Origin of the sequence: Aeromonas sp. YN13HZO-058 (assembly GCF_001921245.1) — a bacterium.
Lineage (GTDB): Bacteria > Pseudomonadota > Gammaproteobacteria > Enterobacterales > Aeromonadaceae > Aeromonas > Aeromonas allosaccharophila.
In genome coordinates this window covers 1-26,394 of the sequence record NZ_MQSY01000064.1, presented here as the reverse complement: position 1 = coordinate 26,394, position 26,394 = coordinate 1, and the positions used below count along the sequence as shown (strand labels likewise).

The 26,394-nt window shown below is 58.0% G+C and carries 23 protein-coding genes and 2 tRNA genes; 14 read left to right on the top strand and 11 right to left on the bottom strand.

The annotated features are described in order from the left end of the window. The first annotated feature begins 118 nt into the window (after positions 1-118). Both BSP75_RS17385 and BSP75_RS17380 read left to right on the top strand, forming a co-directional pair. A complete protein-coding gene (locus BSP75_RS17385) occupies positions 119-1,018 on the top strand; it encodes a chemotaxis protein (RefSeq protein WP_042658491.1) in 900 nt (299 codons plus the stop codon). Between the two features lie 66 nt (positions 1,019-1,084). After that, positions 1,085-2,089, top strand: a complete 1,005-nt coding sequence (locus tag BSP75_RS17380; protein ID WP_075114030.1) for a hydrolase — start codon at positions 1,085-1,087, stop codon at positions 2,087-2,089. Here the strand turns inward: BSP75_RS17380 and BSP75_RS17375 are convergent. Continuing rightward, positions 2,025-3,200, bottom strand: coding sequence for a membrane-associated sensor domain-containing protein (locus tag BSP75_RS17375; RefSeq protein ID WP_075114029.1), 1,176 nt, complete (start codon positions 3,198-3,200; stop codon positions 2,025-2,027). The genes BSP75_RS17380 and BSP75_RS17375 overlap by 65 nt on opposite strands. Positions 3,201-3,289: 89 nt before the next feature. Here BSP75_RS17375 and BSP75_RS17370 point away from each other — a divergent pair, with 89 nt between their 5' ends. From BSP75_RS17370 to BSP75_RS17360, 3 genes are read left to right on the top strand one after another with little or no spacing between them, the layout of a single operon-like run. Beyond that, positions 3,290-3,514 (top strand): YheU family protein, encoded by a 225-nt coding sequence (locus tag BSP75_RS17370; protein ID WP_075114028.1) that lies wholly within the window; start codon positions 3,290-3,292, stop codon positions 3,512-3,514. Between the two features lie 52 nt (positions 3,515-3,566). Further along, on the top strand, positions 3,567-4,436 hold the full coding sequence (locus tag BSP75_RS17365) for a phosphoribulokinase (protein ID WP_075114027.1): 870 nt from the start codon (positions 3,567-3,569) through the stop codon (positions 4,434-4,436). A 16-nt stretch (positions 4,437-4,452) separates the two neighbouring features. Beyond that, a complete protein-coding gene (locus BSP75_RS17360; RefSeq protein WP_042060890.1) occupies positions 4,453-4,986 on the top strand; it encodes a DUF4136 domain-containing protein in 534 nt (177 codons plus the stop codon). Positions 4,987-5,129: 143 nt separating this feature from the next. Here the strand turns inward: BSP75_RS17360 and BSP75_RS17355 are convergent, their stop codons facing one another. Next, the gene (locus tag BSP75_RS17355) at positions 5,130-5,426 is read right to left on the bottom strand and encodes an MliC family protein (RefSeq protein ID WP_042060888.1); all 297 of its coding nucleotides are present in this window, start codon (positions 5,424-5,426) and stop codon (positions 5,130-5,132) included. 97 nt (positions 5,427-5,523) lie between these two features. Then, the gene (locus tag BSP75_RS17350; protein WP_075114087.1) at positions 5,524-5,928 is read right to left on the bottom strand and encodes an OsmC family protein; all 405 of its coding nucleotides are present in this window, start codon (positions 5,926-5,928) and stop codon (positions 5,524-5,526) included. 329 nt (positions 5,929-6,257) lie between these two features. On the opposite strand from BSP75_RS17350, the gene crp reads away from it, so the two are divergent. The 4 genes from crp (at position 6,258) to BSP75_RS17330 (ending at position 9,962) form a co-directional block, all read left to right on the top strand. Next, positions 6,258-6,896 carry a cAMP-activated global transcriptional regulator CRP gene (gene crp / locus BSP75_RS17345; RefSeq protein ID WP_033135974.1) on the top strand — a complete coding sequence of 213 codons (639 nt, stop codon included), beginning with the start codon at positions 6,258-6,260 and terminating at the stop codon, positions 6,894-6,896. Positions 6,897-7,020: 124 nt separating this feature from the next. After that, positions 7,021-7,821 carry a putative RNA methyltransferase gene (locus BSP75_RS17340; RefSeq protein WP_075114026.1) on the top strand — a complete coding sequence of 267 codons (801 nt, stop codon included), beginning with the start codon at positions 7,021-7,023 and terminating at the stop codon, positions 7,819-7,821. A gap of 263 nt (positions 7,822-8,084) precedes the next feature. Continuing rightward, entirely contained in the window at positions 8,085-9,152 is a 1,068-nt protein-coding gene (locus BSP75_RS17335) for a porin (protein ID WP_075114025.1), read from the top strand. 174 nt (positions 9,153-9,326) lie between these two features. Further along, positions 9,327-9,962: a murein L,D-transpeptidase catalytic domain family protein gene (locus BSP75_RS17330; RefSeq protein WP_075114024.1), complete on the top strand. Its 636-nt coding sequence runs from the start codon at positions 9,327-9,329 to the stop codon at positions 9,960-9,962. Positions 9,963-10,039: 77 nt separating this feature from the next. Here BSP75_RS17330 and BSP75_RS17325 read toward each other — a convergent pair whose 3' ends face one another. Continuing rightward, positions 10,040-10,471: a universal stress protein gene (locus BSP75_RS17325; RefSeq protein WP_042060878.1), complete on the bottom strand. Its 432-nt coding sequence runs from the start codon at positions 10,469-10,471 to the stop codon at positions 10,040-10,042. 190 nt (positions 10,472-10,661) lie between these two features. On the opposite strand from BSP75_RS17325, the gene BSP75_RS17320 reads away from it, so the two are divergent. Then, positions 10,662-11,414 (top strand): hypothetical protein, encoded by a 753-nt coding sequence (locus tag BSP75_RS17320; protein ID WP_075114023.1) that lies wholly within the window; start codon positions 10,662-10,664, stop codon positions 11,412-11,414. Positions 11,415-11,428: 14 nt separating this feature from the next. Here the strand turns inward: BSP75_RS17320 and BSP75_RS17315 are convergent, their stop codons facing one another. Beyond that, positions 11,429-11,881 carry an RNA methyltransferase gene (locus BSP75_RS17315; protein ID WP_075114086.1) on the bottom strand — a complete coding sequence of 151 codons (453 nt, stop codon included), beginning with the start codon at positions 11,879-11,881 and terminating at the stop codon, positions 11,429-11,431. Positions 11,882-12,084: 203 nt separating this feature from the next. On the opposite strand from BSP75_RS17315, the gene BSP75_RS17310 reads away from it, so the two are divergent. Both BSP75_RS17310 and BSP75_RS17305 read left to right on the top strand, forming a co-directional pair. After that, positions 12,085-13,176, top strand: coding sequence for a PfkB family carbohydrate kinase (locus tag BSP75_RS17310; RefSeq protein ID WP_075114022.1), 1,092 nt, complete (start codon positions 12,085-12,087; stop codon positions 13,174-13,176). Beyond that, positions 13,170-14,078: a pseudouridine-5'-phosphate glycosidase gene (locus BSP75_RS17305; RefSeq protein ID WP_075114021.1), complete on the top strand. Its 909-nt coding sequence runs from the start codon at positions 13,170-13,172 to the stop codon at positions 14,076-14,078. The genes BSP75_RS17310 and BSP75_RS17305 overlap by 7 nt, the downstream gene beginning before the upstream one ends. 86 nt (positions 14,079-14,164) lie before the next feature. On the opposite strand, the gene BSP75_RS17300 is transcribed toward BSP75_RS17305, so the two are convergent. The 4 genes from BSP75_RS17300 to BSP75_RS17285 form a co-directional block, all read right to left on the bottom strand. Beyond that, on the bottom strand, positions 14,165-14,890 hold the full coding sequence (locus tag BSP75_RS17300; protein WP_075114020.1) for a carbonic anhydrase family protein: 726 nt from the start codon (positions 14,888-14,890) through the stop codon (positions 14,165-14,167). Positions 14,891-15,239: 349 nt separating this feature from the next. Continuing rightward, positions 15,240-16,514, bottom strand: coding sequence for an alpha/beta fold hydrolase (locus BSP75_RS17295; protein ID WP_075114019.1), 1,275 nt, complete (start codon positions 16,512-16,514; stop codon positions 15,240-15,242). Between the two features lie 426 nt (positions 16,515-16,940). Then, positions 16,941-17,016 (bottom strand) — tRNA-Asn (locus BSP75_RS17290). A gap of 4 nt (positions 17,017-17,020) precedes the next feature. Further along, a tRNA-Phe gene (locus tag BSP75_RS17285) sits at positions 17,021-17,096 on the bottom strand. A 265-nt stretch (positions 17,097-17,361) separates the two neighbouring features. On the opposite strand from BSP75_RS17285, the gene rraB reads away from it, so the two are divergent. Further along, on the top strand, positions 17,362-17,697 hold the full coding sequence (gene rraB, locus BSP75_RS17280) for a ribonuclease E inhibitor RraB (protein WP_033136151.1): 336 nt from the start codon (positions 17,362-17,364) through the stop codon (positions 17,695-17,697). A 63-nt stretch (positions 17,698-17,760) separates the two neighbouring features. Here the strand turns inward: rraB and BSP75_RS17275 are convergent, their stop codons facing one another. Then, positions 17,761-19,716, bottom strand: coding sequence for an EAL domain-containing protein (locus tag BSP75_RS17275; RefSeq protein WP_075114085.1), 1,956 nt, complete (start codon positions 19,714-19,716; stop codon positions 17,761-17,763). Between the two features lie 185 nt (positions 19,717-19,901). Between BSP75_RS17275 and BSP75_RS17270 the strand changes: the two genes are divergently transcribed. Beyond that, complete coding sequence (locus tag BSP75_RS17270; protein ID WP_075114018.1) at positions 19,902-20,396, top strand: hypothetical protein; 495 nt, start codon at positions 19,902-19,904, stop codon at positions 20,394-20,396. Positions 20,397-20,463: 67 nt separating this feature from the next. On the opposite strand, the gene BSP75_RS17265 is transcribed toward BSP75_RS17270, so the two are convergent. Beyond that, positions 20,464-26,328, bottom strand: coding sequence for an Ig-like domain-containing protein (locus BSP75_RS17265; protein WP_253186650.1), 5,865 nt, complete (start codon positions 26,326-26,328; stop codon positions 20,464-20,466). Between the last annotated feature and the right edge of the window lie 66 nt (positions 26,329-26,394).

Genomic DNA, 26,394 nt, shown 5'->3' with positions numbered 1-26,394 from the left:
GAAACGAGTCCAGTTTTTTGCCAGATGGTCGCTAACAAGGGAGGGCCATTCCCCCCGTAATCCTTTATGCTAGAGGCCTGAAGTGACTGCCAACGTTTCGACCAACAGGACATCTGCCATGACGAGCAAAGCCAATCAATCCCAGGGCATGTTGCTGTTTCACCTTTCAGCCAAACAATCCTTTGCCATCGGTACCCTCAAGGTGAAGGAGATAGTGCCCTACACCCAGCTGACCGCAATGCCCCACTCGCATCCGACCGTGCTGGGGGCCGCCAATATGCGTGGCTCCACCATTCCAGTGATCGACATGGCGATGGCGGTGGGTTATCGCCCGATCAGCAAGGAGGAGATGCCCCACTGCTTCATCATCATCACCGACTGCCGCCGCACGTTGGTGGGCTTTCTGGTGCGGGGCATCGACAAGATCACCGAGTGCAACTGGCGCGATATCGAGTCACCGCCCGCCGCCCTCGGCCAAAATGTGTTCGTCACCGGTGTGACCCGGGTCAATGACCAGTTGATCCAGTTGCTGGATGTGGAGCTGATCCTCTCCCGGGTCTATCCGGATGACCCGAGCCACCTCTATCCGGTACTGACCGATGTGCAGCGCGAACGGATCAAGCCGATGCGGATCCTGCTGGTCGATGACTCTTCGGTCGCCCGCCGTCAGCTGATGGCGGCGCTGGACTACATCAATATCCCCTATGAAGTCCGCTCCAACGGCAAGGATGCATTGACCCTGATGCAGGAGCGGGCGAGCCAGAAGACCCCCATCGACATTCTGGTGAGCGATATCGAGATGCCGGGGCTTGATGGCTACGAGCTGGCCTTCGAGGTGCAGAGCGACAGCAAGCTGGCAGGGGCCTATATCATCCTGCACACTTCGCTCTCCAGCGAGATCAGCGTGGAGCGGGCCCATCAGGTGGGTGCCCACGAGGCGCTGACCAAGTTCGAGGCCAACGAGCTGATCCAGGCCATGCTGCGCGGTGCCGAGCATCACGATCATTTGCAACAATAAGCCAATGACTGGCGGGAGGTGCACACATCCCGCCCTCCTTATCTTCGACCCAGACCGACTGACCCCATGCTGACCGAGAGCCACTTCCACGCCCCCTGGTGGGCCCGCAATCCTCATCTGCAGACCATATTGCCCAAATGGCTGCGCCGCACCCCTGCCCGCTTTGTGGCGGAGCGGTTTGAACTGCAGGATGGGGACTTTGTCGATCTCGCCTGGAGCGGGGAAGTGAGCCTTGACGAGCGGCCACTGATAGTGGTGTTTCACGGGCTGGAGGGGAGCATTCACTCCCACTATGCCAAGGGATTGTTCGCCCATCTGCAACGAGAGGGCCGGGAGGCGGTGCTGATGCACTTTCGCGGTTGCAGCGGCGAGCCCAATCGCCATCTGCAGGCCTATCACTCCGGCGCCATCGGTGATGCGCAGGAGGTGATTGCCGCGCTGAGCCTGCGCTTCCCGGGCAAGCCACTGATCGCCATCGGCTTTTCGCTCGGCGGCAATATGCTGGTCAATCTGCTGGCCCGCGCCTGTCCTGCGGCACTGAAAGCTGCGGTGGTGGTCTCTGCTCCGCTGCAACTGGCGAGCTGCGCCGAGCGGGTCAATCAGGGTTTCTCGAAGGTCTATCAGAACTATCTGCTGCGCACCATGCGCCGCAACCTGCTCAGCAAGATCAGCCACCAGCAGCAAGCGAGTGAACGCTGGCAACCCAGACAAGTGGAGCAGATTGCCACCCTGCGTGATTTTGACGAGCAAGTCACCGCACCCTTGCACGGCTTTCACAGCGCCAGCCACTACTACCAGAGCTGCTCCGGTCTGCCGCTGCTGCGCCAGATCCCGATCCCGACCCTGGTCATTCACGCCGCCGACGATCCCTTTATGTCACACGCCGTCATCCCCCGGCCGGAGCAGCTCTCGCCCAAGGTACGCTATGAGCTGAGCCAGCGCGGCGGCCATGTCGGCTTTTTGCACGGCACACCCTGGCGGCCAAGGTTCTGGCTGGACGAACGGATCAGTCGCTGGCTGGATGAGTGTCTGCAGGGGCAATACGATAGCAGTTGCGCCCTTCGGCCTTAGCCCGATAGAGCGCCTCATCGGCACGGGCGATGACCCGGTCGAGAGATTCACCGCTTTTCCACAAGGCGATCCCCTGACTCACGGTGACATGGGCTGCCACGCTGGACTCGGCGTGGGGCAACGCCTGACGCGCCAATGCCGCCGCCACACGCTGGGCCACCGTCTCGGCGATAGCCAGCGTAGCCTTGGGCAATAACAGCACAAACTCCTCACCGCCGTAACGGGCCACCAGATCACCCTGATTACGCACCACCTCACGCAAGCATCCGGCAACGCTCACCAGCACCTCGTCGCCCCGTTGATGGCCATAGCAATCGTTCAGCTTCTTGAAAAAATCCACATCGAGCAGGATCACCGCAAAGGAGTGATCCTGCAGCATCGCCTGTTTGATCGCCAGCTCCCCCACCTGATTGAAGTAGCGGCGATTGGCCAACCCGGTCAGCGGATCCTGCTTGGCCTGACCATCCAGCCGGCACGCCAGCGCCAGATTTTCGTACTCTCTGGCCACCGCCAGCACAAACCACCCATAGAGCATGCGCCGTCCCGTCTCCAGCAACAGTGCCAACCCGATCACCAGCAATAAATGCATGAGCATAAAGGGAACCTCTACCGTCAGAGGGGCGCTCAGCAGATAGAGCCAGGGGGGCGCCATAAAGCAGTAACAGAGGCTCTTTTCGCAATAGAGGGCGATCAGGGAGGTCATCAGCAGCAGGCTGAGGGACATGAAGGCGAGACTGAAGCCGCCCTTCATCTCGGTGACGGCGGTGGCATAACCCACCAGCGCCCAACAGGAGCCCCAAAACAGCGCATAGCCCTGCAGTACGCGCAACCACTCTCGACCGGGCTTGCACAGTAACCACCAGCGCAACAGTGGGTAGAGAATATTGCCAGCCATCATGGCCCACAGTTGCCACTCGTAACGCCAGGGCAACCGGTTATCCATGATCAGCTCGGCATGCTGGTAAACGTAAAAACGGACCAGCAGCAGCAGGCAGCCAAGCAGATTGGCCACCCAGAACCAGCGGATCCCCTGACTCAATGCCTGCCGGCGAATGCTCCAGAGATGGTCGTCAAAATCGGCAGCGTGCGGACGAGAACCGACAGAAAACATCTCAGGCCGTCCCCGGAATCATACAAATACCTTGCGCTTGATGGTCACAGATAGACAATAGCGACATTGCAGCTAAGACAACTTCAATCATGATCATTCCCTGGCAAGAACTGGACAGCGACACCCTGACCAACCTGATCGAACACTTTGTGTTACAGGAAGGAACCGAGTACGGGGAGCAGGATGTGCCGCTCGGCGTCAAAGTAGACGCAGTAAAAACGCAATTACAGCAAGGCAAGGCAGTCATCGTCTATAGCGAGCTGCACGAATCGGTGAATATCGTGATGAAAGATCGCTTCGTCGAACCGTCTTGACCAAACCGAAATTCTGACCTTATAACGGAACTCCCAAGGAAGAGAGAATCCCATGTCGGCCAAGCACCCCATTATTGCCGTTACCGGTTCGTCCGGTGCCGGCACCTCCACCTCCACCAACGCCTTTCGCTCCATGTTCCATCAACTGGGATATACCGCGGCGGTGGTGGAAGGCGACAGTTTTCACCGCTACACCCGACCGGAAATGGATGTAGCGATCCGCAAGGCGCGCGAACAGGGGCGCCACATCAGCTATTTTGGCCCGGAGGCCAATGACTTCGGCCTGCTGGAGAGCTTTTTCCAGGGCTATGGCCAGGATGGCAATGGCCAGTATCGCCGTTACCTGCACAGCTTTGACGAGGCGGTGCCCTTCAACCAGATGCCCGGCACCTTCACCCCCTGGCAGCATCTGCCCAACAATACCGATCTGCTGTTTTATGAAGGGCTGCACGGCGGCGTGGTCACCGAGGATCACAATGTGGCACGCCACGTGGATTTTCTGATAGGCGTAGTGCCCATCGTCAACCTGGAGTGGATCCAGAAGCTGATCCGCGATACCTCGGAGCGAGGGCATTCACGCGAAGCGGTGACCGACTCCATCGTTCGCTCCATGGATGACTACATCAACTTCATCACCCCGCAGTTCTCGCGCACCCATATCAACTTCCAGCGGGTGCCGACGGTGGACACCTCCAACCCCTTCAGTGCCAAGGTGATCCCGAGTCTGGACGAGAGTATGCTGGTGATCCGGTTTCGCGGTATCAAGCAGGTGGACTTCCCCTACCTGCTGTCGATGATCGATGGCTCATTCATGTCGCGGATGAACACCATAGTAGTGCCGGGCGGCAAAATGGGTTTTGCGATGGAGCTGATCCTGCGCCCGCTCATCCAGCAGTTGCTCGAAACCGGCAAAATAACCTGATTCAAAGGAGTTCACGATGCGGCTTGCTTATCTCTCTGTGGCTCTGCTCGCCCTGCTGGGCGGTTGCAGCAGCGGGCCGGCGGCCCCCACGCTCGAATCCGGCACCATGCTGGTTCGCCCGCTTGGCACTTGGACCTATGGCGCGACCCCGCGCTACGCCCTGGCCGAGCAGTATCAATTCGCCGGTGAGCTGGCGGAAGGATGGCTGGAGCCGATGCAGCAGGCGGTGAGCCGGGAGCTCAATGGCAAGGGGTGGCAAAGCGCACCGCTCGACGAGGCGGATCTGTGGGTCGCCATCGGCGTCGCAGGCGGCAAGGATATCAGCGACGGCGAGATTTTCGCGCGCCTCGGCATGACGCCGGGGGTCTATGCCTCGGCCAACGAGCGCAAAGGTTCGCTGGCCATCGTGCTGCTCGATCGCAAAACCCAGAAAGCGGTCTGGAGCAGCATCATCCAGCTGACCAGCGATGTGAGCATTGCCGACAGCCAGCGCCAGGCGCTCAGCCAGCAGCTCGCGGCCGAACTGCTTCATAGCGTCCCGACCAACTAACGCTTGTTTAGCGATAATGGATAGATAGAAAAACGGCTTGCCTCACGGCAAGCCGTTTTTTTGTGATCTCAACCTCTTGACCCAAGCTGGCGCTGGCCAGATTGGGGGGACACAGCCGCACACCTTCAGACCTGTGCAGCCACTTATTTGAGGGTGCAGGTCAGCAGGGTCACCCCTTTCTGGGTGAGCAGTCCTTGCTTGTCCTGATTCCAGAAGGTGGTCACACCGTCTGAATATTTGGCACCGGACTCAGCCTCGACGCGGCCCAGCTTGTGGTAAACCCCGGCATAGGGGAACTGCACCATGTCAGCCTGGGCATCATAGGTGATGGCCAGCATCTCTTCGCCACACTGGTACTGGCTGTATTGATACTGGGTAGGCTGTGGACTGCTGCAAGCAGCCAGACCCAGCAGGGGAAGCAGAGCGATCAATTTTTTCATTGCACTTTCCTTATGTGGTGGCCTTATGTAATGACCTTGTGCCGTGGCCTGAGGTGATGGCCTTATGGCAGGGATTCAACGAAACAATCGTCAGTTATCAAGCTTCAACAATTTGATAACTATGGGTAATTTGTACCGCTTTTTCCAACATCAGGGAAACAGAACAATATTTTTCCATCGACAGATCCACCGCTCTGGCTACCTGCTTCTCTGCCAATCCCTTGCCTGTCACCACGAAGTGCAGATTAATCCTCTCGAAGACCCGTGGCACACTATCAACCCGCTCGCCACTGACATCGACATGACATGCAGTCACCGACTGGCGCGCTTTCTCGAGGATAGAGACCACATCGATAGAGCTGCAGCCGCCGACTGCCAGCAGGATCATCTCCATCGGGCTGGCGCCCTCACCGGGGTTGGCGCCATCCAGAATCACCTTGTGACCGGATTCACTCTCACCCACAAACTTCATTCCTTCCACCCAGCTGACCCTGGCTTTCATCTCACGCGTCCTCAGTTGTTGTCGCCATAGTATGATCTGCCTAGCATACCCCAGCCATCGGACTAGCGGCATATCTCGATGCGCAGACCCGGCGGGGAGGCGACTGTCGGGATGGAAATAGATCAAAATCAACATCTCCGAGCGCTATCTTCCCTAGAATGGCCGCAGCGGCGCAGCAGGCATTACTCAAAGGGCTCTTTCAAAAGCCCGCAAAGCCTTGTCAGCACAGGCAAAGGCTCTTATCCTACTGCGACCAATACAAGGAATGGCAAGATTGGCAACTTGCCCGGACGCACAAGTCCATAAAAAGACACTACAGAGGAATTCTCATGGTCATTGGCAAACCGCAAAGCGATCCCACCCTGGAATGGTTCTTGTCGCACTGCCACATTCATAAGTATCCCGCCAAGAGCACCCTGATCCATGCGGGTGAAAAAGCGGAGACCCTCTACTACATCGTCAAGGGCACGGTGGCCGTCTTGATCAAGGACGATGAGGGCAAAGAGATGATCCTCTCCTATCTCAACCAGGGCGACTTCCTGGGCGAGATGGGGATGTTCGAAGAGAACGAGAATCCCGAGCGCTCCGCCTGGGTTCGCGCCAAAGGATCCTGCGAAGTCGCAGAGATCTCCTACAAGAAGTTCCGCCAGCTGATCCAGGTCAACCCGGACATTCTGCTGCGCCTCTCTGGCCAGATGGCCAAGCGCCTGCAGCACACCAGCCAGAAAGTGGGTAACCTCGCCTTCCTGGATGTGACCGGCCGGATCGCCCAGACCCTGCTCAACCTGGCCAAACAGCCGGATGCCATGACCCACCCGGATGGCATGCAGATCAAGATCACCCGCCAGGAGATCGGCCAGATCGTCGGCTGCTCCCGTGAAACCGTGGGCCGCATCCTCAAGATGCTGGAAGAGCAGGAGCTCATCTCTGCTCACGGCAAGACCATTGTGGTATTTGGCACTCGCTGATGACCCGTCCACGGGCCTGACAGAGGCCTTGGGATAAAAAAGGCTGCTACGGCAGCCTTTTTTGATCCTCTCCCCTATAATCCCGAACGCCCTTCCTGTTTCGGCGTTCGCCAAGAGAGTTTCTATGCACCTTCAATGTCCCCGTTGCCGCAGCCCGCTCCATCTTCATGAAGCTTCCCAAGGCCGCTATTGCGACAACAAGCATCACTTCGATCCGGCACCGGAAGGTTATCTGGATCTCATCCCCGGCAAGAAGAATCCCAAAGACAGCGACAGCCGCGCCCTGATGCGCGCCAAGCACCACTTTCTGGAAGCTGGCCACCAACTGCCGCTGGTCGAGGCCATGACCGCCCTGCTCTCTCCGCTGGCCCCGCAAGAGCTGATCCATCTTGGGTGCGGTGAAGGCTACTACTGCCGTGCGCTGGCAGAGCGTCTGCCCGGCTGGCAGTTTGCTGGTGTTGATATCGCCAAGAACACCATCTTTGCCGCCAAAAAAGCGCAACCGGACGGCCAGTTTGTCATTGCCGATCCCGCCCGCGCGCCGCTGCAGCCGGGCTCGGCTCAGGTGCTGCTGGTCAACGATCTCAAGGTAAGAAGCGAATTGCTGGCGGAGTGGCTGGCCCCCGGTGGCTATCTGCTCTATCTGCAGCCTGGCCCCCGCCATCAGTGGCAACTGCGGGTCAGCCTCAACCCGGTGAGTATGGAACACCCCCTCAGCTGGCCGACCCTCGGTGGCCTCAATCAGGTGGCTCAACAACGCTGTCAGTTCAGCCTCAGCATGGATCACGCCATGCGCAGCTTTATTCTGGAGACCAGCCGCCTCGGCTGGCGCGCTACCGGTGAACAGCGTCACGCTTTCGCTCAACAGGGCCCAGATGAGCTGGAACAGGATCTGCTGCTGACCCTGTGGCAAAAACCGCTCTGATCATGTTCAAAACGGCAGTGTTTTATACAAACACTGCCGTTTTTCTGTCTGCAGTTAAAAACTAATCTCTTGATTCTGAACAACAAAAATACCCCCCCCCACACACACCAATAATGACAATAAAGTCATCAACAAGTAACCCTCCGCTGATTCAGCTCCAGTCAAGGTAAACGGCTCTACCTTGTCCCCATCGGCTCTAATCCGATCACGAATCAACAAGGACCGGTACAGGTCCAAGTGTTTACATCAGAGGAATAAAGCATATGAAAAAGTCTGCACTGACTATCGCCATCTCCAGCCTGCTGCTGGCCAGCGGCGCCCATGCTGCTACCGTTTACAACCAGAACGATACCAAGCTGGAGATCGGTGGCCGTGCTCAGGGCGCTTACTACGGCACTGACAACAACGCAGCCGAAGGCGATCAGAGCTATTTCCGTGTAAACATGCGCGGCGAGACCAAGATTGCTCCCGAGATGAAGGCATTCGGTTTTGCCGAGTACAACCTGCCGACTTCCGGTTCCGACAATGATGAACTGCGTTATGCCTACGCTGGCATCAAGCACGACCGTTTCGGCGCATTCAGCTACGGTCGTCAGGATGGCCTGTTTGGTATCGTGAACGACTACACCGACGTTCTGCCCGAGTGGGGCGGTGACGGCCTGGGTAAAGGCACCGAAGTATTCGGTACCGGCCGCACCAATGGCGTAGCCAAGTACATGTTCAACCAGAACGGCCTGACCCTGGGTGCCCAGTTCACTGGTAACAACACTGCCCAGAATGCAGATCGTTCCCTGACCTCTTGGTCAAAAGGTTCCAAAGAAGGCTTTGCAGTAGCTGCTGCCTATGACTTCGATATGGGCCTGGGTCTGTCCGCTGCCTACAACCAGGCTGGCAAAACTGCAGACCAAGTTAAATTTGCCTCTTTCGGTGCTGACAGCGATGCCAAACTGATGGGCTTCGGTGCCAAATATGCATCTGGCAACCTCTACCTGGCTGCTACCTATGCTCACGGTGAAGATCACATCTTCGTCAAGAACGGCTATGCCGAGAAGAGCGATGGTTACGAAGCTGTAGCCCAGTACACCATCGGCAAGTTCAAGCCATCTCTGGCTTACCTGCGCACTGACGTGAAGAATGACACCAATGTCAGCTTCGATGACACCCTGACCGAATACGTATCCATCGGTGCCTGGTACAACTTCACCGACAACTTCAACGCCTACGTTGACTACAAGGTCAACCTGCTGGACGACGGCGCGGTTTCCGGTACCAGCAAGCTTGGCCAGAACACTGACGACGTTGTTGGTGTGGCTCTGCAGTACAACTTCTAAGGATTTAGAAGTCAGTTATACCCTGTGATACCAATGTCTACTGTTTGAATTACTTCCGGCCGCTATGCGGCCGGTTTTTTTATTGCGCCTTTTCAGCGCCTTGCATATAACTATCGAGCAGATTGAGGGCGATATCAGCTCTGTTGCAGGGAATGCCAAAGGAGAGATGCAAGGATGGGACAAGCAGACCGGAACACAGACTGGCAACACGGGTGGTTGCTGTTGCCACTGCTGTTGATATCGCTCATCTGGAGCAGCACGGCAGATGCCAGCTGGGATCAAAGCCTCTATCGCCAGCTGGGTCTGGCAGGCAAGCTGGACAAACAGACCTTTCGCCAAGCACTCAACAGTTATCAAACCGTGCGCCACAAGCGCAAATCTATTCTCACCATCATCGATTACAGCAAGCCCTCTACCCAGCGCAGGCTGTTTGTCATCGACATGAAACGCCACAAGCTGCTCTATCACACCTGGGTCAGCCATGGCCGCAACTCGGGTGAGCTGGCCGCAGAACGCTTTTCCAACCAGCTCAACTCCCGACAAAGCTCCCTCGGTGTCTATCGCACCGCAGAAACCTATCTGGGCAAGCATGGCTACTCCCTGCGGCTGGACGGGCTCAGCCCCGGCAAGAACAGCAATGCCCGAAAACGCGCCATCGTGGTGCATGGCGCCACCTATGCCAGCCCGACCCATCTGCGCAAATATGACAAGCTGGGCCGCAGTTGGGGTTGCCCGGCCCTGCCCAAGGAGCAGGCCAGAGCCATCATAGATACCATCAAGGGGGGCAGCATCATCTACGCCCACGGCTAGCGGGCACGGCAGCAGAAAACGCAAGGCCAGCAATCGCTGGCCTTGTTTGTTACGCTTTTCACGCTAAACGGGGCGCGTTATTGGCGCACCACCAGTACCGGGCAGGGTGCATGACGCACCACGGATTCCGCGACACTGCCTACCAGCAGATGGCTGATGCCGGAGCGGCCGTGACTGCCCATCACGATCAGCTCCACCTCATCATCCTTGGCTTGAATCACGATCTCGTCGGCGGCGCGGCCAAAGCGAATATCAAAGGTGGCAGGGATCGGCAACGTCGCCACCAGCTCTTTGAGCTGGGCTTTGGCCTGACGCTCCATCTCGTGGGTGATCTCGACTGCCGTCATATGCAGGATTTTGTAGCTGTCAAAACCGTGCAGTTGATCGACCACGTGGATCAGCTTGAGCTGGGCCTGATGGCTCTGCGCCATGAATACGGCATAGTCGAGTACCGCACGGGACATTTGGGAAAAATCGACCGGACAGAGCAGCGTTTTGATCGATGGCATAATGCAGTCTCCTCTCCTGATTGGGGCACTATTGAATCTTTTCATCATCATAACAACCCGACCGAAAATAACCCTCGACCCTGTCGCAAAATGGAGATGCGAGATTTTTTCTACGTCCTGTCACGATCAATGCCATGGTATAAAGCAGGGTATCCGTTTTCCCTTTGCCCCAACGAGACCTGCGCTGACCATGTTACGCATCTGCCTGTTACTCTGTTGTTTGTGCACGGTGGTTAATTGCCGGGCAGATTCTATTGAGGTTTATTGCGATGACTGGCCCGGCTTTTGCCAACAAGATGGCAAAGGCATTTATCTCGATCTGGTTCGCGCCATCTACCAACCCCACGGTTATCAGGTAACCCCCCATATCGTGCCCTATAAACGTGCTCTCGCTGTGATTGCCAAACAAGGAGGCGATATGGCGATGAGGGTATACCGCGATGAGGTCACCGGTGTCCGACAACCGCGCTATCCCGCATCAGCGGATGACCTGACCGTGTTCATGCTCAAAAAATGGCAGCCCAAGTGGCAGGGAGAAAAAAGCCTGCAGGGACAATCTGTGGTATGGCGGCGGGGCTGGGCATTCGACAAATACATTGCAGTCACCATGCAGTGGCATGAAATCGATAGCGATGAGATGGCTCTGCAACTGCTCGGCAAAGAGCGCTATCGCTATTACCTGACTGCCGGCGTGCTCTGTGCGAATGAGGACATTCCCCCCAACCTGCATCGAGCCTTCCTGCGCTGGATCCCGACCTACCCCATCTTTGCCGACACCCCCCAAGGCAACCGGATGATGGATCTCTGGGATAAGGGGATGGTTGAGTTGATCCGTAGCGGGACTCTGGCTGACATCTATAAGCACTATCAGCTCTATGACTACTACCAAGGGTTTATCAGGGAACTGGAACAGAAAGCCGCCGCCAGCCCGGCACCTGAATGATAGCCCTGAGCTAATTACGTCCCCCTCATCCTCTTCGCCAGGCGATCATAGAGGATCACATTGACCGAAGCGGCCAGATTCATGCAGCCCTGAGTAGGCACATAGACCACATCTTTCACCGCCCCGTAGAGCGCGGGATCGAGGGTGCCATCCTCCGGCCCGAAGATATAAAAGGCGTGCTCCGGGTGGACATAGTCGGGGAGCGGCGTGGCGCCGTCGATCAGATCGACCACCACGGGCACACAACCCTTGGGGATAAACGCCATCAGGTCATCCACCCCGAGCAGCGGGATCTTCTCCACCATCTGCTTGGTATCGGTGGCAAAGCGGCGCGCCAGCTCGAAGCGGTTGCCGGTGTAGTAAACCTCGTCCACCCCGTAGCAGCCCGCAGCCCGCATCACGGAGCCGACATTTTCCGGGGATTTGGGATTGACCAGCCCCACACAGCAGAATGCACTCTTTTTCATCATCTCTCCTCCTCTTGCGGCGGCCATTATAAGCCGTTGCAGGGCCACCGACCCGTTAAAAGTACCTCGCCAGGCTCAACGACTCGTCACCCCATCACGGATGTCGATTTTTTGTGCGCAACCCGACAGATTTTGTACAAACCGATAGCCAGCAAACGCTTATCGGAAATAATAGACAAACGTTTGTAAATGGATGTTTGTCTATGACTGAGCGTGAACAAGAGATCCTCGCCCTGCTGCGTCAAGATCCCATGATTGCCCAGCAGGAGCTGGCCGATCGCCTTGGCATCAGCCGCTCCGCGCTGGCCAGCCACATCTCCAGCCTGATCCGGCAGGGGTATGTGCAAGGCAGAGGTTATGTACTGCGTGAGGGCCCCTACGTGGTGGTGATCGGCGGTGCCAATATGGATATTTGCGGCACCAGCCACGACAACCTGCTGCTCGGCGACTCCAACCCGGGCAAGGTGCGCACCTCGGCGGGCGGTGTCGGCCGCAATATCGCCGAGAATCTGGCGCGGCTCGGCAGCGATACCCGGCTGCTGACCGCGGTCGGCAACGACCAGTATGGCCACCATCTATTGGAGGTGAGCCAGCGGGCCGGTGTCGATGTGCGCCAGACCCTGGTGCTCGATGGCCACGCGACCTCCTGCTATCTCAGCCTGCATGATGGCAGCGGCGAAATGAGCTGCGCCATCAACGACATGGCCATCATCGAGCAGCTCACCCCAGCCCGCCTGACCCCGCTCGGCGGCTTTCTCGGCGGTGCCAGACTCTGGGTACTCGACACCAATCTGGCCATCCACACCCTCGACTGGCTGTTCGAGCGACAGGGGGATCACGCCATCTTTGTCGATACCGTCTCGGTAGCCAAGGTGGAGAAGATCCGCCCCTGGCTCGGCAAGATCCACACCCTCAAACCCAATCGCAGCGAAGCAGAGCAGCTGTGCGGCATGACCATCGCCGGGCCCGAAACCTGGCCCATGGTAGCCGCCTGGTTCCACCGTGCCGGGGTCAAGCGACTGTTCCTCAGTCTGGGTGAACAGGGGATCTTCTACAGCGATGGCGAGCAGCAAGGCCACCTGCCAGTGCTGGGCAGTCCGGTGCTCAATGTGACCGGCGGCGGGGATGCCTTTATGGCCGGCCTCGCCCACGCCTGGCTGCAACAGCTCGACATTGCCCAGACCACCCGCTTTGCCCTGGGCTGCGCCGCCCTCACCGTCAATTGTTCCGATACCGTTTTTTCCGGTCTGAGCAAGACCACCGTTGACCGCATACTGGAGGAGTACTCATGCTGAACGCTTACCTCGATATCCAACCGGAAGTTGCTGCCGCGCTGGCCGCTGGCAAACCGGTCGTCGCCCTCGAATCCACCATCATCTCCCATGGCATGCCCTATCCGCAGAACGTGGAGACGGCCCGTCAGGTAGAGCAGGTAGTGCGCGATAACGGCGCCATCCCGGCCACCATCGCCATCCTCAACGGCCGCCTCAAGGTGGGTCTCGATGCGTGTGCGCTGGAAGCGCTGGGCCGGGCTGGTCACGACGTAACCAAGTGCAGCCGCCGCGACATTCCGTTCGTACTGGCGCGCAAGGGGATGGGTGCCACCACGGTCGCCTCGACCATGATCATCGCCGCGATGGCGGGGATCCGGGTTTTTGCCACCGGCGGGATCGGCGGAGTGCATCGCGGCGCACAGGAGACCTTCGATATATCGGCCGACCTGCAGGAGCTGGCGCAGACGCCGGTGGCCGTAGTCTGTGCCGGTGCTAAATCGATCCTCGATATCGGGCTGACGCTGGAGTATCTGGAGACCCAGGGCGTGCCGGTGATCGGCTATCAAACGGGCGAGCTGCCGGCCTTCTATACCCGCGAGAGCGGCTTCAAGGTCGATTACCGGCTCGATACCCCGGCCGCCATCGCCGAGGCGCTGCGCCTCAAGTGGGAGCTGGGACTAGCGGGCGGCGCCGTGGTGGCCAATCCCATCCCTACCGCACACGCCATGCCTAAAGCCGACATCGACGCAGCCATTTCCCGGGCGCTCCATGAAGCGGACGAGCAGGGGATCAAGGGCAAGGCCTCTACCCCCTTCCTGCTGGCCCGCGTCTGCGAACTGACCGGCGGCAACTCGCTGGCGGCCAACATCCAGCTGGTACTGAACAACGCGGCACTTGGCGCCCGCATCGCAGCCAGCCTCTGAGCGCACACCGATACCTCGCCATGTAAAAGAGGGCCTCGCGGCCCTCTTGTTGTTTTTGCTATCTGCAGCGCTATTGCAACGCTGTGTTATTGCAGCACCACGCGTCCATTGAGCGGTTGCACCGGCCGGTTGTTGGGGTGGTGCATCACCGCCTTGAAGGCGTCGATCTGGGCCTGACTGACCTCGACCGGCCGCTTCATCACCAGCCAGCGCACCCCTTCCGAACAGGGCGGCGTGGTGAGAGAGCCGCTGAAACGATAGTAGTCACGGCTCTCGGGCAGCAGTTGCTCTGCAGCGAGCGGTGCCTTGAGGGCCTGGATCTCGCCCACCTTGGCAGGTAATGCGCTCCAGGCTGCCGCCAGTGCTTGATTGGCCTTGCCAGCTTCGAACATCACTGCCACCACGGCGATCTCGCCCTTGTCACTGACGTGCACCAGATGCCCTTCCAGCGGATAGGATTTGCCCTCGATGAGGTTTTCACTCGGGGCGTGGAAGTGGAATTGCTTGAGCTCAAACGTGGTGCCATCGAGTTGCAAGGTGCTGCCCGGGGCATAACCGACCTGCACGGTGTGACCGTTGTTGACCACGGTCTTGCCACCCGCCTGATAGTGGAGCGCCAATGGTGCCAGCTTGGCCTCAACCAACCCGTTCAGATCGACCGGCGACTGATTGCTGCCCGCACACTGACCAAACTCCGGGGTCAGCTTGGCCCAGTGAGCAGGCCCCGCCTCGCCGCTATATTCCCAATGAGGGGTGGCAGCAAACACGGCAGGGCACAGCAGCAAGGAGCAGGCCAACAGAGACTTTCTCATCATACATCCTTATCTTGATTGAAAAGCACGACCATCCCCTCCCCGCGATCACGGTACATGCAGGGATGGCATATCTGGTATGCGGGATACAGAGCATCAGAGCGACTTTCTAATGGTAACGAGCACGGGCTGGTCAATCGGTTTGACCGCCACTCAATACAGAGTCGTTTGGCAAGTATATGGTGAGGGATCGGCAGAGACTGTGGAAGGGGGTGAATTAATCAGCCTGTCAGCCACTCATCGTCAGTCTGACGCGGGCCAAGGTGCTGGGTGTCACGCTTTCATAACAACCATCCATCACAACCATCACGGGAGTCCAAGCTCCCGCGCAGGTCGCTGATAACGGCAATTAACGGTCGCGATTCAGGGCGATCAGGCGATCAAGAATCGCCTCGCCATCGGCACGCAAGCCGTTGTGCTCATATTCATTGGTGATCCAGGCACGGCTGCTGCCAAGGCCACGCAGGGTCTCGCGGCTGTAGTCAAACTCCACATACATATCCTCGGCATAGACGGCGCAGGCTACCGGCACCTGGTTTCGCGCCAGCTGGGCCGGGTCATAGAGCGCCCCCCAGTCCGCCTTGTTGGCCAGCAGATGGGCCGCCTCTTTCAGGGGCAGCAACTCGCGGTACTGCTCGAACATCCAGGGGTAAACCATCTCGCCGGTGAAGGCGAAATCCTTGCCAGGCACCCAGTTCACCGCCGGGAACTCCCCTCTGACCCGAGCCGCCGCCCAGCGAGTCGCCTCCCCTTCGGCGTAGATAGCCTCGTGCAGGATGGCGAACAGCGGGTTGGTATTGAATGGCTGCATGCTCTGCACCTGATAGAGAAAGGCCGGGCTCAGCTTGTCGCCGATAAAGGCCTCTTCCAGCAGGTAATAGAGCTCCTCGAAAGCACCCGTAGCGCCGAGATCCAGCCCTTGCTGCTGGAACTGCTCCACCGTCAGGCGCTGGCCGTTGGGCAGCCGCACATCGTGCTGGTGCAGATGGTTGGCCAACCGGTTGGCAATCCCCTGCGCATGGGGGAAGCGGGCGAAGAAGCCGCGGTTCTTGTCGGCCACCCGCTGATAGGTAGCGCGGTAAACCTCCTCGGCACTGCGGCCAATCGGCGCGATGCCGCCGGTGATATAGACCTCCCGCAGACTGTCGGGAAAGAGCGAGAGATAGGTCAGACAACAAAAGCCGCCAAAGCTCTGACCAAGCAGGCTCCAGCGATGCTTGGGGCAGAGCTCCTGCCGGATGAACTCGGCATCTTGCACTATGCTGTCAGCGCGAAAATGGCCGAGATACTCCGCCTGCTCGGCCGGCGTCATGTTAGCCAGACTATGCCCGTGGATGGGGCTCGACATCCCGGTGCCACGCTGATCCAGCAGCAGCACTCTGAACTCCTGCAACGCCCGCTTGAGCCAACCACTGTTGGCCGTCGGGCGCGGCGCCCCGAATCCAGGCCCCCCTTGCAGAAACAGCAGCCAGGGCAACTTATCATCGAGCTTGTCTTTGCGGCAGATGGTACGGGCAAACAGGGTAATGCAGTCGCCATCCGGCTCATCATGATCGAGGGGAACGGTAAAAAAGTGCGGCTCGCACTGAATGCCGTCCAGTACATAGCTCAAGGGACTGTTCATCTGGGATCTCTCCGTCAGGATGGGAACATCATTGACCCCATCATATCCCCGCCCTGCCCCGGGGTCACTCCGGTTTTCCAAAATGTTAACAATGGCTTAAAGGTCGAAACATCACCAGATAACGCACGGTTCAACAGTGCTGAATTAATTGTTTTGCGGGGGAGATTGACGCCATGGCGCCATTCAACAAAGATGGCTCGCCTGCACAGGCGTGCAGCCATTCAGGCCGACAAAATGGATAAGGGAACGTGATGAAACCGAAGTGGATCAGGGCCAGAAAAAGAGAGAAGAAGCCATGCCCTGGCAGCATGCTGCAGACCGGAATGCTGCTGTTCAGTGCAACCTGTGGCGCGACGCTCTTTTTGGCAGCATGCAACAGCAACTAGAAATGAAAAAGCCCGCTCGATTGAGCGGGCTTTTCGAATTTGGCTCCTCCTACTGGACTTGAACCAGTGACATACGGATTAACAGTCCGCCGTTCTACCGACTGAACTAAGGAGGAATTATGGTGCCCAGAGACGGAATCGAACCGCCGACACGGGGATTTTCAATCCCCTGCTCTACCGACTGAGCTATCTGGGCAACGGCGCGCATTAAACCCTTTCCAGCGCAGAGTGTCAACCATGATGGCACGATAAAAAGCGCGTTCGCTCAACAACTGAACGCGGCGACCATTTATTCGCCGTTCCGGTCCCGTTTACCGCACCTGCTGGCTACCGCACCCCCTACAGGCAGTGCCAATATGATGGAAATTCGACACTCTGTGGGTCCGCCGCATTGAGCCAAATCCACTCTGCGAGTATGCTTTGCCGCAATGATACCGCCTGGAGGCAACATGAGTCTGAATATGCAAGAGTGGCGTGATGAGACCACCGAGATCGTCAACGAACTGCTGGCCGATGGCAGCAATCCCGATGTGGATTACGACATCGAGCACCACTTCGCCTGCCAGGATTTCGACCGTCTGGAAAAAGCAGCGGTTGACCTGTTCAAGGCTGGTTTTGAAGTGACCGATGCCGAAGAGATGGAGCTGGATGACGGCGCCACCATCTTCTGCTTCGATGCCACCATCGAGTGCAAACTGAATGTTGAAGCGATCGTCGCCGATATCGCCAAGATGCTGCCCATCCTGGAAAAATACGGGGTGGATTACGATGGCTGGGGCACCTACTTCCAGGATTGATCCTGCCTCCATCGTAAAACAACAAGGCCACCTTTCGGTGGCCTTGTTGTTTCTGGCGATATCTCACGCCAGATAGCTGGCAGCGAACTCCGCCGGCGGCAGAGGCCGGCTGAACAGATAGCCCTGTAGCCGATCACACCCCGCCTCGGTCAACCACAACTGCTGTTCGGGTGTCTCCACCCCTTCGGCGGTGATCCGGATCCCCAGCTCATGGCCCAACCCGATGACCGAACGCACGATGGCGGTGGTTGCGGTATTGCTGGCGAGCCCCTGGGTGAAGCTGCGATCCAGCTTGAGGGTCGCTACCTGCAAACGCGGCAGATAGGCCAGCGAGCAGTAACCGGTACCGAAGTCATCGATGGCCAGCTGAAAACCGGCGGCGATCAGGTTGTCGAGGTTGGTCTCAATCTCGTCGGCGTTCTCCATCAGCACCCCTTCTGTGATCTCCAGCTCCAGCTGACTGGCTTTGAGCCCATGGCGGACGATGCAGGCAGAGACCCGCTCACAGAGTGCCGGATCACGGAACTGCAACGGCGAGAGGTTGATGGAGAGCACCATATCCGGCTGCACAGTTTGCCACTGCGCCAACTGGGCACACCCCTGCTCCAGCATCAGCTGGCCAAGTTGGCCGATGATCCCCATCTCTTCCGCCAACGGAATGAACTCGTCGGGGGAGATCATCCCCAGCTCGGGATGAGGCCAGCGACAGAGCAGCTCGGCGCCGTGCAGGCGGTGAGTGCGGGTGCAGATGATCGGCTGATAGACGGCAACCAACTGGGCGGACTTGATGGCGAGCGGCAACTGGGCGGCGATCAGCTGACGCCGCTTGAGGCGGGCATGCAACTCGGGATCAAACAGGGTGCAGTACTGCTGCTGCCGCTTGCCCTGCGCCAGCGCAGCCTCGGCATGGCTGAGCAACCGCTCGGCATCGCTTGCCCGCCCCTGAGCCAGCCCCAGAAACACCGGGATCTGGATGCGATGATCTTCCACCTGATAGTGCTCCATCAACTGCTGCTGCAGATGCTGGCTCCACTCCTGCAGCGGCTCGTTGAAGTCGGGCAGCAGCAGGCTGAAGTCATCGGCCGCGACCCGACAGAGCAGGGCGCGCGGCGGCACCAACTGCTGCAACCGCTTGGCCACCTGGCTGAGCAGGCGGTCGGCAATCCGGATCCCGAAGCGATCGTTGATTTCGCGAAAATGGTGCAGATCGACCAGCACCAGCGTGGCGCTGCGGCCCCCCAGATGACGGCTGGTCTGCAAGAAACGGGATAGTTTGAGCAGCCCGGTCAGACTGTCGTAGTGCTGCTCCTGCTGCAACTGCGCCTGAGTGGTGCGCAGACCGGTGATGTCGCGCCCCAGCGTCAGGATCCCGAGGGAGTGGCCGTCACCATCGGGCACATCGACCCGGGTGATCTCCATGTGTCGCCCCTGCCCGCTGGCATCCAGCAGACAACACTCGCCGTGCCCCATCCCCTGTGGCGCCGCCAACCGGAACGGCAACTGCTGGCCCAGCACCTCCTCCGACTCCTGACCGATAAAGTCGAGGAATGCCTGATTGCACTCCAGTAATACGCCGTTGTGATCATCAAAGCGGATCAGGTCAGGAATGGCATCGAGCAGAAAACGCTGCAACAACTGCTGCTTTTTGACGGTCTGTTCCAGGCTCTTGCGCTGGGCAATCTCGTTGACCACCCCGAACACCGCACATGCTTCACCTTGCGCCGTGTAAAGCGGGATCTTGTGCACCTCCATCCAGCAGGTATCGCCGCCCCGGTTGCAATGCAGTTGCTGATGCAGCAACGGCACACCTCCTGCCAGCAGCTGATCATCCTCACCGCGAAAGACATCGCCCCAGGGCATTTGCGCATCACTCTTGCCCACCACCTCGGCAGGCGAGCCCAGATGGGCCTCGCTGGCAAACTCGCGATTGACGAACAGATAGCGCCCATGCTTATCCCGACAGAAGATACTCATTGGCAATTGGTCGATGATCTGCTGCAGCAGATCCGGGGTGAGCATGTTGGTCACAGGGGCGCTTATGGAGGAATTTCGAGCAAATCTATGATAGCAAACCCATTTTGTAAAGCACCCCGATATTCCCCCCATTACACCCGATTCAGGATGCTTGCTGACAGAGGTTGTCGCTCCGGCGATAATAGGCGCCGGTTGGCCAATGGCCTGATGATATGGACGAGAGAGACAAGATGAAAAAGATGATGGGGAGCGCATTGGCGCTGCTGCTGATTGGTTGTGCGGGTGACAATAACGGTGGTGAGGAGTATCGCTACAACCCGCCGATTGCCAAGGCAACCAACAACACTCAGGAGATGGCGATCCCGGTGGATCTGGTGTGGGCTCGCGCCGAGAAGTGGTTCACCGATCACGGTCTCACCATCGAGAACAGCCAGCGTGGCTCCGGCCTGATGACTGCCAACGTCAACCAGTCAGCCGACGGGCTGGAGTGGCTGGACTGCGGCACCATGGGTTCCAAAGTTGCACTGGGCAACCCGAACCTGCAGATCAACCTGATCATCACCCAGAGCGGCAACAGCAGCGTGGCCACCGTCAACGTCAAGGGCAACACAGAGCTGTTCTTCGTTGAATCCTCAGGTGAGCGCGTACCGGCCCCGTCCATCAAGCCGGTCTGTGTCTCCCGCGGCTCCCTGGAGCAGAGCCTGTTCGCCACCCTAGGCAACTGATTTCGCTTCCCAGCAAAGATAAAAAAAGCGGCAGATTGCTCTGCCGCTTTGTGTCCATCTGGCTGGATTACTTGTCGATATCCAGCATGTGATTGCTCGGATTTAACATGTAATCGATCACCTGGTTGGCCGTGGTCCCCGACCCCCCCGTCAGGGTGTCGAAGGTGTGGTTCATCAGCACTATCTCCTGGGTTACCGGTGCAGTACCGATCTCCTTGACCTGCAGATGCACCCCCTCACTGTCCTGGAACACCGAGAGCAGGCTCTTCAGGGAGCTCTCGCTCTTGCTGACATCGCTGTCGAGCAGATCGCTGAGATCCAGCTTGTCCCCTTCCGACTTGCTGAAGTCGACGATGTAATCCTTGGCCACCTTGCCGACTTCGGTATCCCCCTTCAGCCAGATGAAGGTATCGGCACCGCTATCCCCCTTGAGGATGTCATTGCCAAGCCCGCCGACCAGGGTGTCATTGCCCAGACCACCGCTCAGGGTATCGTCGCCGATACCGCCAAACAGGGTGTCGTTGCCGCTGCCACCGTATAGGGTATCGTTGCCGCTCTCGCCATAGAGGGTGTCGTTGCCGCTGCCACCGAACAGGATGTCGTTGCCAGCCCCGCCGAACAGGAAGTCATCGCCCCCCTGGCCGAACAGGATGTCATTGCCATCACCGCCGATTAGCACGTCAGCCTTGTCGTTGCTAGAGGACTGATCGAATTCGCTGGCGTGATCCGTGATGTAGGAATGCACCTGGGCATCTGTCACCGATCCCGCACTCAGCTTGCCAGCCACATACTGCTTGATGGCCGCGTAGCCTTCACCGCTGATGCCGGTGAAGCGTACCGCGTCGCCAAACAAGATGTCGTCACCAGCTCCGCCATCGAAGCGGTCGGCCCCCGGCAGGTTGTTGACGGAGCTACCTAAGATGGTGTTGGCCAAGTCGCTAGCATTGACGCCGGTCATGATGACGCCGTCAGAGTCGTAGGACTTGAGATCGTTATAGGAAATGTTGTTACCCAATCCGATCGCCTCGACGGTCACCCCTTTTGCTGTCAACAGTTGGTAACCCAACAAGGCGTCGGCCTGAACGTCCTCGGTGCTGTTTAGCCCATCCCCACCCAGCAGCTGGATCTGGTTCTGGCCGTTACTGCCCTTGACGATGACGCCCAACGTCTTCATTGGAGACCAACTGCCAATGATGTTTTGAGCCCACTTGATCACTTCTCCCTTTTCATTGACCACTTTAAGCCCGTTATAAGTCACGGTATTGCCGATCACATAGCTGCTGAGGTTCAAAGAGGTAGTACTGAGATAGGTATCGCTTTCATAGAACCCATCCAAAACCTTGATTTCACTCAACTTTGTTGTCGTGGCGAGAACGTAATAGGTCGGCTCGCCATCGGTGATGAAATAGGCCAGGTTTTTCGCATCCATATTGCTTGTCGCCGTGCTGCTGGCAAACCAGTCCGCCGCCTTGCTAAACGCCGCCTCATAGTTGGTGCCACCATCGGCGGACATCCCCTTGAGGGCATCAAGCAAGGTCTTCAATGCCCCGCTATCGGCCAGATTGACACTGACACTGCCGCGAATAGTAGTATCGAAATCCGCGAGGAAGAGATTGACGGTCCCTGCATTGTCAGAGCCCGCGCTGGTCTTGAGGCTGGTAAAGACCTGCTCCAGCTGTGTACGGATCGTCTCCATTGCCTCGTCACCGATACTACCGGAACTATCAACGATGAAGGCAATGTTGTAATTCTGGCCCGGCAGCACCACGCTGCCATCCAGATCCCCCACCACGATATTGTGCTCGCTACCATAGTTGCGAGTCTGGCTTCCCTGTTCCCCTTCCGTGCTCTGGAAATAACTCAGCCGGATGCTGTCATTATCACTGGCCGTGTTGGTCTGATTTGCATGCAGCTCACGAGTGGTCGCCTCCACCTTAAGATCCACCTGACCTGCCTGGGCACCCGGCACCCGCAGAGTGAGGCCACTGAGGGAGACATCCAGGGCACTGCTGCTCCACAGGCCACTGCTCGCAGGCAGGCGGAGTGTGCCCTCCGCCCCGACCGTACCGAGCAGATCATTCCCCTGATAGAGCTTGCTCCCTGCCGGCAAGCCGCTCAGCAACAAGCTGTCGAGTACTTCACTGCCATCGCTGTCCGTGAGGGAAACCTTGATATCGATCGGGTAATCCACCTGGGGCGGCTGTACCAGGGTCAGCTCCCCCGTGGTCTGATTGATTGCGTAAATGCCGTCATCGAACTGTACGTGTTCGATATCGTGGAGTGCCTTGATGACCCCGACGCCCCTTTCATTAACAATGAAATTAAACCAGGCATCATGGACTGAGTGGCCGCTCCCTTTCTGAACCACGTAATCGGCCCGGTTGCCGCGCAGCACGGCAATATCATCGCCCGTGTCACCATAGAGGCCATCATTACCCAGACCGGCCACCAGGATGTCATTGCCAGTCCCGCCATAGAGGGAATCACCCTGCTCTGCGTTGCCGCCAACCAACAGGTCATCTCCACCCTTGCCGTAGAGCATGTCGCTGCCGCCCTTGCTGCTCAACAGGTAGTCATTCTTGGTATTGGATCCATTCAGCTGATCATTACTGCTGCTGGCATCTCGCTGCGGAGCACCGACTACCAGTGCGGTCCGGTCGATAGTGCCTGACTGGAAACTGTCGGTGCTGATGCCAGAGCTCGGGAACCCCTGGTAGAGGGGGGTACCATTACCACTCAGCACCACATCCACGGTCGGCTTGTCGGCCACCGCCGCCACATCGATCACCAGCTTGCTGCCATTGCTGAGGTTGGCGCCATCGCTTATCTGGTAACCGATGCTGGCATAGTCGCCCTGCCGGTTGCCGACCAGAGCGCCGTTGCCGTTGGCTGCATTGGTGCTCGATTCATTCAGACCGGGCACAAAGCGCAGATGACCAGCACTCACCTCGGCATAAGAGATGAGGGCACCACTCGACACAGCAACCCACTGGCCTGCGGCATTGAGGTACTCGAGCTTGCCACTGAGAGGTAGAGTGCCGATCTTCACACTGAGATCGCTCGTAGCCTGGTCATCGCTGGCACCAAACTGGGACCATGTCAGCACCTGGGGCTTGTCTTCCTGCCCGGCACTGTGGCCCCCTGCAGCGGTCGGCGCCCGATCGTTGTCAAGGATGGTACCGGTGCCGCTCTGGCCACCTATGGTCACCGACAGGGTCTCGTTTGCCTCGACCAGACGATCGTTCACCGTCGGAATGGTCACGGTGAAACCGGATACCCCGGCTGGCACCGTGATCTTGCCGGTGGCACTGCTGTAGGTCACCCCGTTGCTGAACTGGGCTGTGCCCCAATCCAGGTTGGATGCGGGGTTGATGCCGTTGCCCCTGATGGCGAAGTCATATTGCGTCGCCTCCTGGGTCGCGTCGGACAGGGTCACCGTATGTTCCAGGCTACCGCCTTCAGTCACGCTGTCGACAGAGATCCCCTGAACGATGGGCGTAAAGAGCGGCTTGGTGGCAAACGACCCGATACTCACATCCCCATCGCCATCCGTCACCTGGATCCGGAAGTCGATGTCGCCATCGCCCTGGGGCTTGGACATGTTCTGGTACTGGAAGAACTCCCACTTGCCGGTGGCCGGGGTGAACTCTAGCCTGAACACCAAAGTGCCGTCACTGGCTTCGCCATACAGGGTATTGGGTAGGCCTGCTTTGCTGGAAATTGAGATCTCTTTACCAGTAGCTGTCATCAAACCCACTTCATTGGATCCCAAAAGCTCTATATGTCCCTTGCCATCAGCCCCCCATTGCGGTGCAACAGTACCCGAACCATAGGCAATTGCCTGCGGCGTATCAGCCCCCAGAAACTCGATAGACTTGACGGTAAAGTCGCTGTTGTCCTTGATGTTGAAAGCGTTGCCGTTGTCGGTCGCCTTGATCACCATGGTGTCAAAACCGCCCTGCTGCACCTGGAAGTTTTGGTTGTACTCTCCCCCCGCAGCATCCGATCTGAATGGTAGTGTGGAGACCAATTCGTTGTCGCGGTAAAACTCTACCACTCCACTTTCCAACTCTTTGCCAAACATCTGGCTGAACTTGATATTGGCGCCATAGGCCACGGTCCCCGGATCAAGCTTGACGACCAGCTCTTCAGACGCGGACTTGCCATTCTCAAAGAGACGGAAATCCACTTCATTGGCAAGCTCGAGGTAGGGACTATCACTACTGGCAACACCGAGTCCCTTTTCTGATGCATTAATCTTTGCCTCGATCAAGTTTGAATCAGTCGCAGATTTGAACCCTTTAGCGGTGATTTCAAACTTGCCCAGATCCAGCTTCGTCCGGTCGGAGGGCACCGAGTATTGCGTCAAATCAAACAGGCCGGTCAGTACATTCGGTATGTATGTCTTGGCAACGGAGACCACTTCAGTATTCCCGGCAATCGGAGCGTCATCTTCGACAGTAATCGCCAAAGACTTGGTAACCGTCTCGTCTCCATCATGAACAGAGACATCTATCTTGAGATCGATGGTGTCTTCCTGGGTTGTATCAGCGTGATCCAACGGCTGCTTCAGGGTCACTTCATAACCCCAGTCACCTTTGCTACTACCAACTGGCGCTGTCAGCTTGACCTCAAGAACAACGTTGTCCTTGCTACCGGCATAACCAATCAACGTTTTGCTGCCAGCATCCCAACTCCACTCGACCTTAACACCACCAGAATAAACTGGTTTAACACCATTATCGGTTGGCCATCCCAGTGAAACAGTCAAGTTGTTGCTGTCAATATCACCGACGGTAATCAGTCCCTTGGCAACGACCTCATCAGTAGCATCTTTCTGGCCATCTTTACCCAGTTCATCTTTCAGCCCACCGAGGAGACCTTCTTCGGAGACAACAGCATCGTTGGAGATGTTCAGCGTCGGGGCGTCATTAACAGACTCAACCTTGATTGCTACAGTCGCAGGCGTCGGGTCTGCCAGACCATCATTGTCCATAGCAACATATTTGAAGCTAGTGTCACCGCTCCAGTTGGGTTCCGGTTTGAAGGTCAACTTGCCCGCATCCGCCAACGCAATGCTCTGATTCGCCACCACGGCCACACTCCCCAGGAACAGGGTGCCGTGGGTCGGCAAACTCTGGATGGTAAAGCTCACCACTGTGCCGTCAATATCGCTGCCAGAGAGCGACGGAATAACAATGCTTGCGGCATCCTCTTGGCCTGTAGCCTGTTTATCCTCCGTATTGGGCGCTTCGTTAAGCACCGTAGCCGTATCACTGCCCGGCAGGGAGACATTGCCCGCCTTGTCGGTCTGGGTCGCCATCACCGTCAACGACTTGCCGTTGGCCGGGGCAGTCTCGGTCCAGCTGATAGTGCTGTTGTTGTAAGCAAAACCGGTCGCCGACTGGCCATTGGCCAGTTGCAGCACCCCGTTCACCAGCTTCAGCTCGACCGTGCTGGTTGCATCACCATTGGTGATGGTCAGGGTCACTTTGCCGCCCGCAGTCAACTCGGTATGGTTGACCTCGGCCTTCACCTGCACCTGATCATTGCCAATCTCGCTTTTACTCAGCAGCTGATCGTTGTTGACGTCATCCATGATGGTGACTTTCGGGGCATTAGCCTCTGCGCTATCCACCACCACGTCCTGACTGACGGTTTTGCTGTTGCCCGCCACGTCGGTCACGGTGGCCACCACCGGGTAGGTGCCATCCGCCAGCTCGGTGCCGGTCAGATCCACGCTCCAGTTGCCATCAGTGTCAATCACCAGGCCGTTGGCCGTGGTGTACACCACGTTGTTGATGGTCACCGCCAGGGTGCTGTTGTCACCCAGGTCGACCGTGCCCCGGAACACCAGGGTGTTGTCGTTGGTGATGAAATCACTACTCGAGGCGCCGGTGTCTTGGGTGATGCCGGTGATCGTGACAGTCACGCCGTCGCCATCCTGGTCAATGCTGGTATCAATCACCATGACCTGGGTGTCGGTGGCGGTGTTACC

Bases quoted from the DNA above. Each gene is read 5' to 3' on its own strand.
- BSP75_RS17385 (WP_042658491.1), top strand. From the start codon at position 119: ATGACGAGCAAAGCCAATCAATCCCAGGGCATGTTGCTGTTTCACCTT.
- BSP75_RS17380 (WP_075114030.1), top strand. From the start codon at position 1,085: ATGCTGACCGAGAGCCACTTCCACGCCCCCTGGTGGGCCCGCAATCCT.
- BSP75_RS17375 (WP_075114029.1), bottom strand. From the start codon at position 3,200: ATGTTTTCTGTCGGTTCTCGTCCGCACGCTGCCGATTTTGACGACCAT.
- BSP75_RS17370 (WP_075114028.1), top strand. From the start codon at position 3,290: ATGATCATTCCCTGGCAAGAACTGGACAGCGACACCCTGACCAACCTG.
- BSP75_RS17365 (WP_075114027.1), top strand. From the start codon at position 3,567: ATGTCGGCCAAGCACCCCATTATTGCCGTTACCGGTTCGTCCGGTGCC.
- BSP75_RS17360 (WP_042060890.1), top strand. From the start codon at position 4,453: ATGCGGCTTGCTTATCTCTCTGTGGCTCTGCTCGCCCTGCTGGGCGGT.
- BSP75_RS17355 (WP_042060888.1), bottom strand. From the start codon at position 5,426: ATGAAAAAATTGATCGCTCTGCTTCCCCTGCTGGGTCTGGCTGCTTGC.
- BSP75_RS17350 (WP_075114087.1), bottom strand. From the start codon at position 5,928: ATGAAAGCCAGGGTCAGCTGGGTGGAAGGAATGAAGTTTGTGGGTGAG.
- crp (WP_033135974.1), top strand. From the start codon at position 6,258: ATGGTCATTGGCAAACCGCAAAGCGATCCCACCCTGGAATGGTTCTTG.
- BSP75_RS17340 (WP_075114026.1), top strand. From the start codon at position 7,021: ATGCACCTTCAATGTCCCCGTTGCCGCAGCCCGCTCCATCTTCATGAA.
- BSP75_RS17335 (WP_075114025.1), top strand. From the start codon at position 8,085: ATGAAAAAGTCTGCACTGACTATCGCCATCTCCAGCCTGCTGCTGGCC.
- BSP75_RS17330 (WP_075114024.1), top strand. From the start codon at position 9,327: ATGGGACAAGCAGACCGGAACACAGACTGGCAACACGGGTGGTTGCTG.
- BSP75_RS17325 (WP_042060878.1), bottom strand. From the start codon at position 10,471: ATGCCATCGATCAAAACGCTGCTCTGTCCGGTCGATTTTTCCCAAATG.
- BSP75_RS17320 (WP_075114023.1), top strand. From the start codon at position 10,662: ATGTTACGCATCTGCCTGTTACTCTGTTGTTTGTGCACGGTGGTTAAT.
- BSP75_RS17315 (WP_075114086.1), bottom strand. From the start codon at position 11,881: ATGAAAAAGAGTGCATTCTGCTGTGTGGGGCTGGTCAATCCCAAATCC.
- BSP75_RS17310 (WP_075114022.1), top strand. From the start codon at position 12,085: ATGACTGAGCGTGAACAAGAGATCCTCGCCCTGCTGCGTCAAGATCCC.
- BSP75_RS17305 (WP_075114021.1), top strand. From the start codon at position 13,170: ATGCTGAACGCTTACCTCGATATCCAACCGGAAGTTGCTGCCGCGCTG.
- BSP75_RS17300 (WP_075114020.1), bottom strand. From the start codon at position 14,890: ATGAGAAAGTCTCTGTTGGCCTGCTCCTTGCTGCTGTGCCCTGCCGTG.
- BSP75_RS17295 (WP_075114019.1), bottom strand. From the start codon at position 16,514: ATGAACAGTCCCTTGAGCTATGTACTGGACGGCATTCAGTGCGAGCCG.
- rraB (WP_033136151.1), top strand. From the start codon at position 17,362: ATGCAAGAGTGGCGTGATGAGACCACCGAGATCGTCAACGAACTGCTG.
- BSP75_RS17275 (WP_075114085.1), bottom strand. From the start codon at position 19,716: ATGCTCACCCCGGATCTGCTGCAGCAGATCATCGACCAATTGCCAATG.
- BSP75_RS17270 (WP_075114018.1), top strand. From the start codon at position 19,902: ATGAAAAAGATGATGGGGAGCGCATTGGCGCTGCTGCTGATTGGTTGT.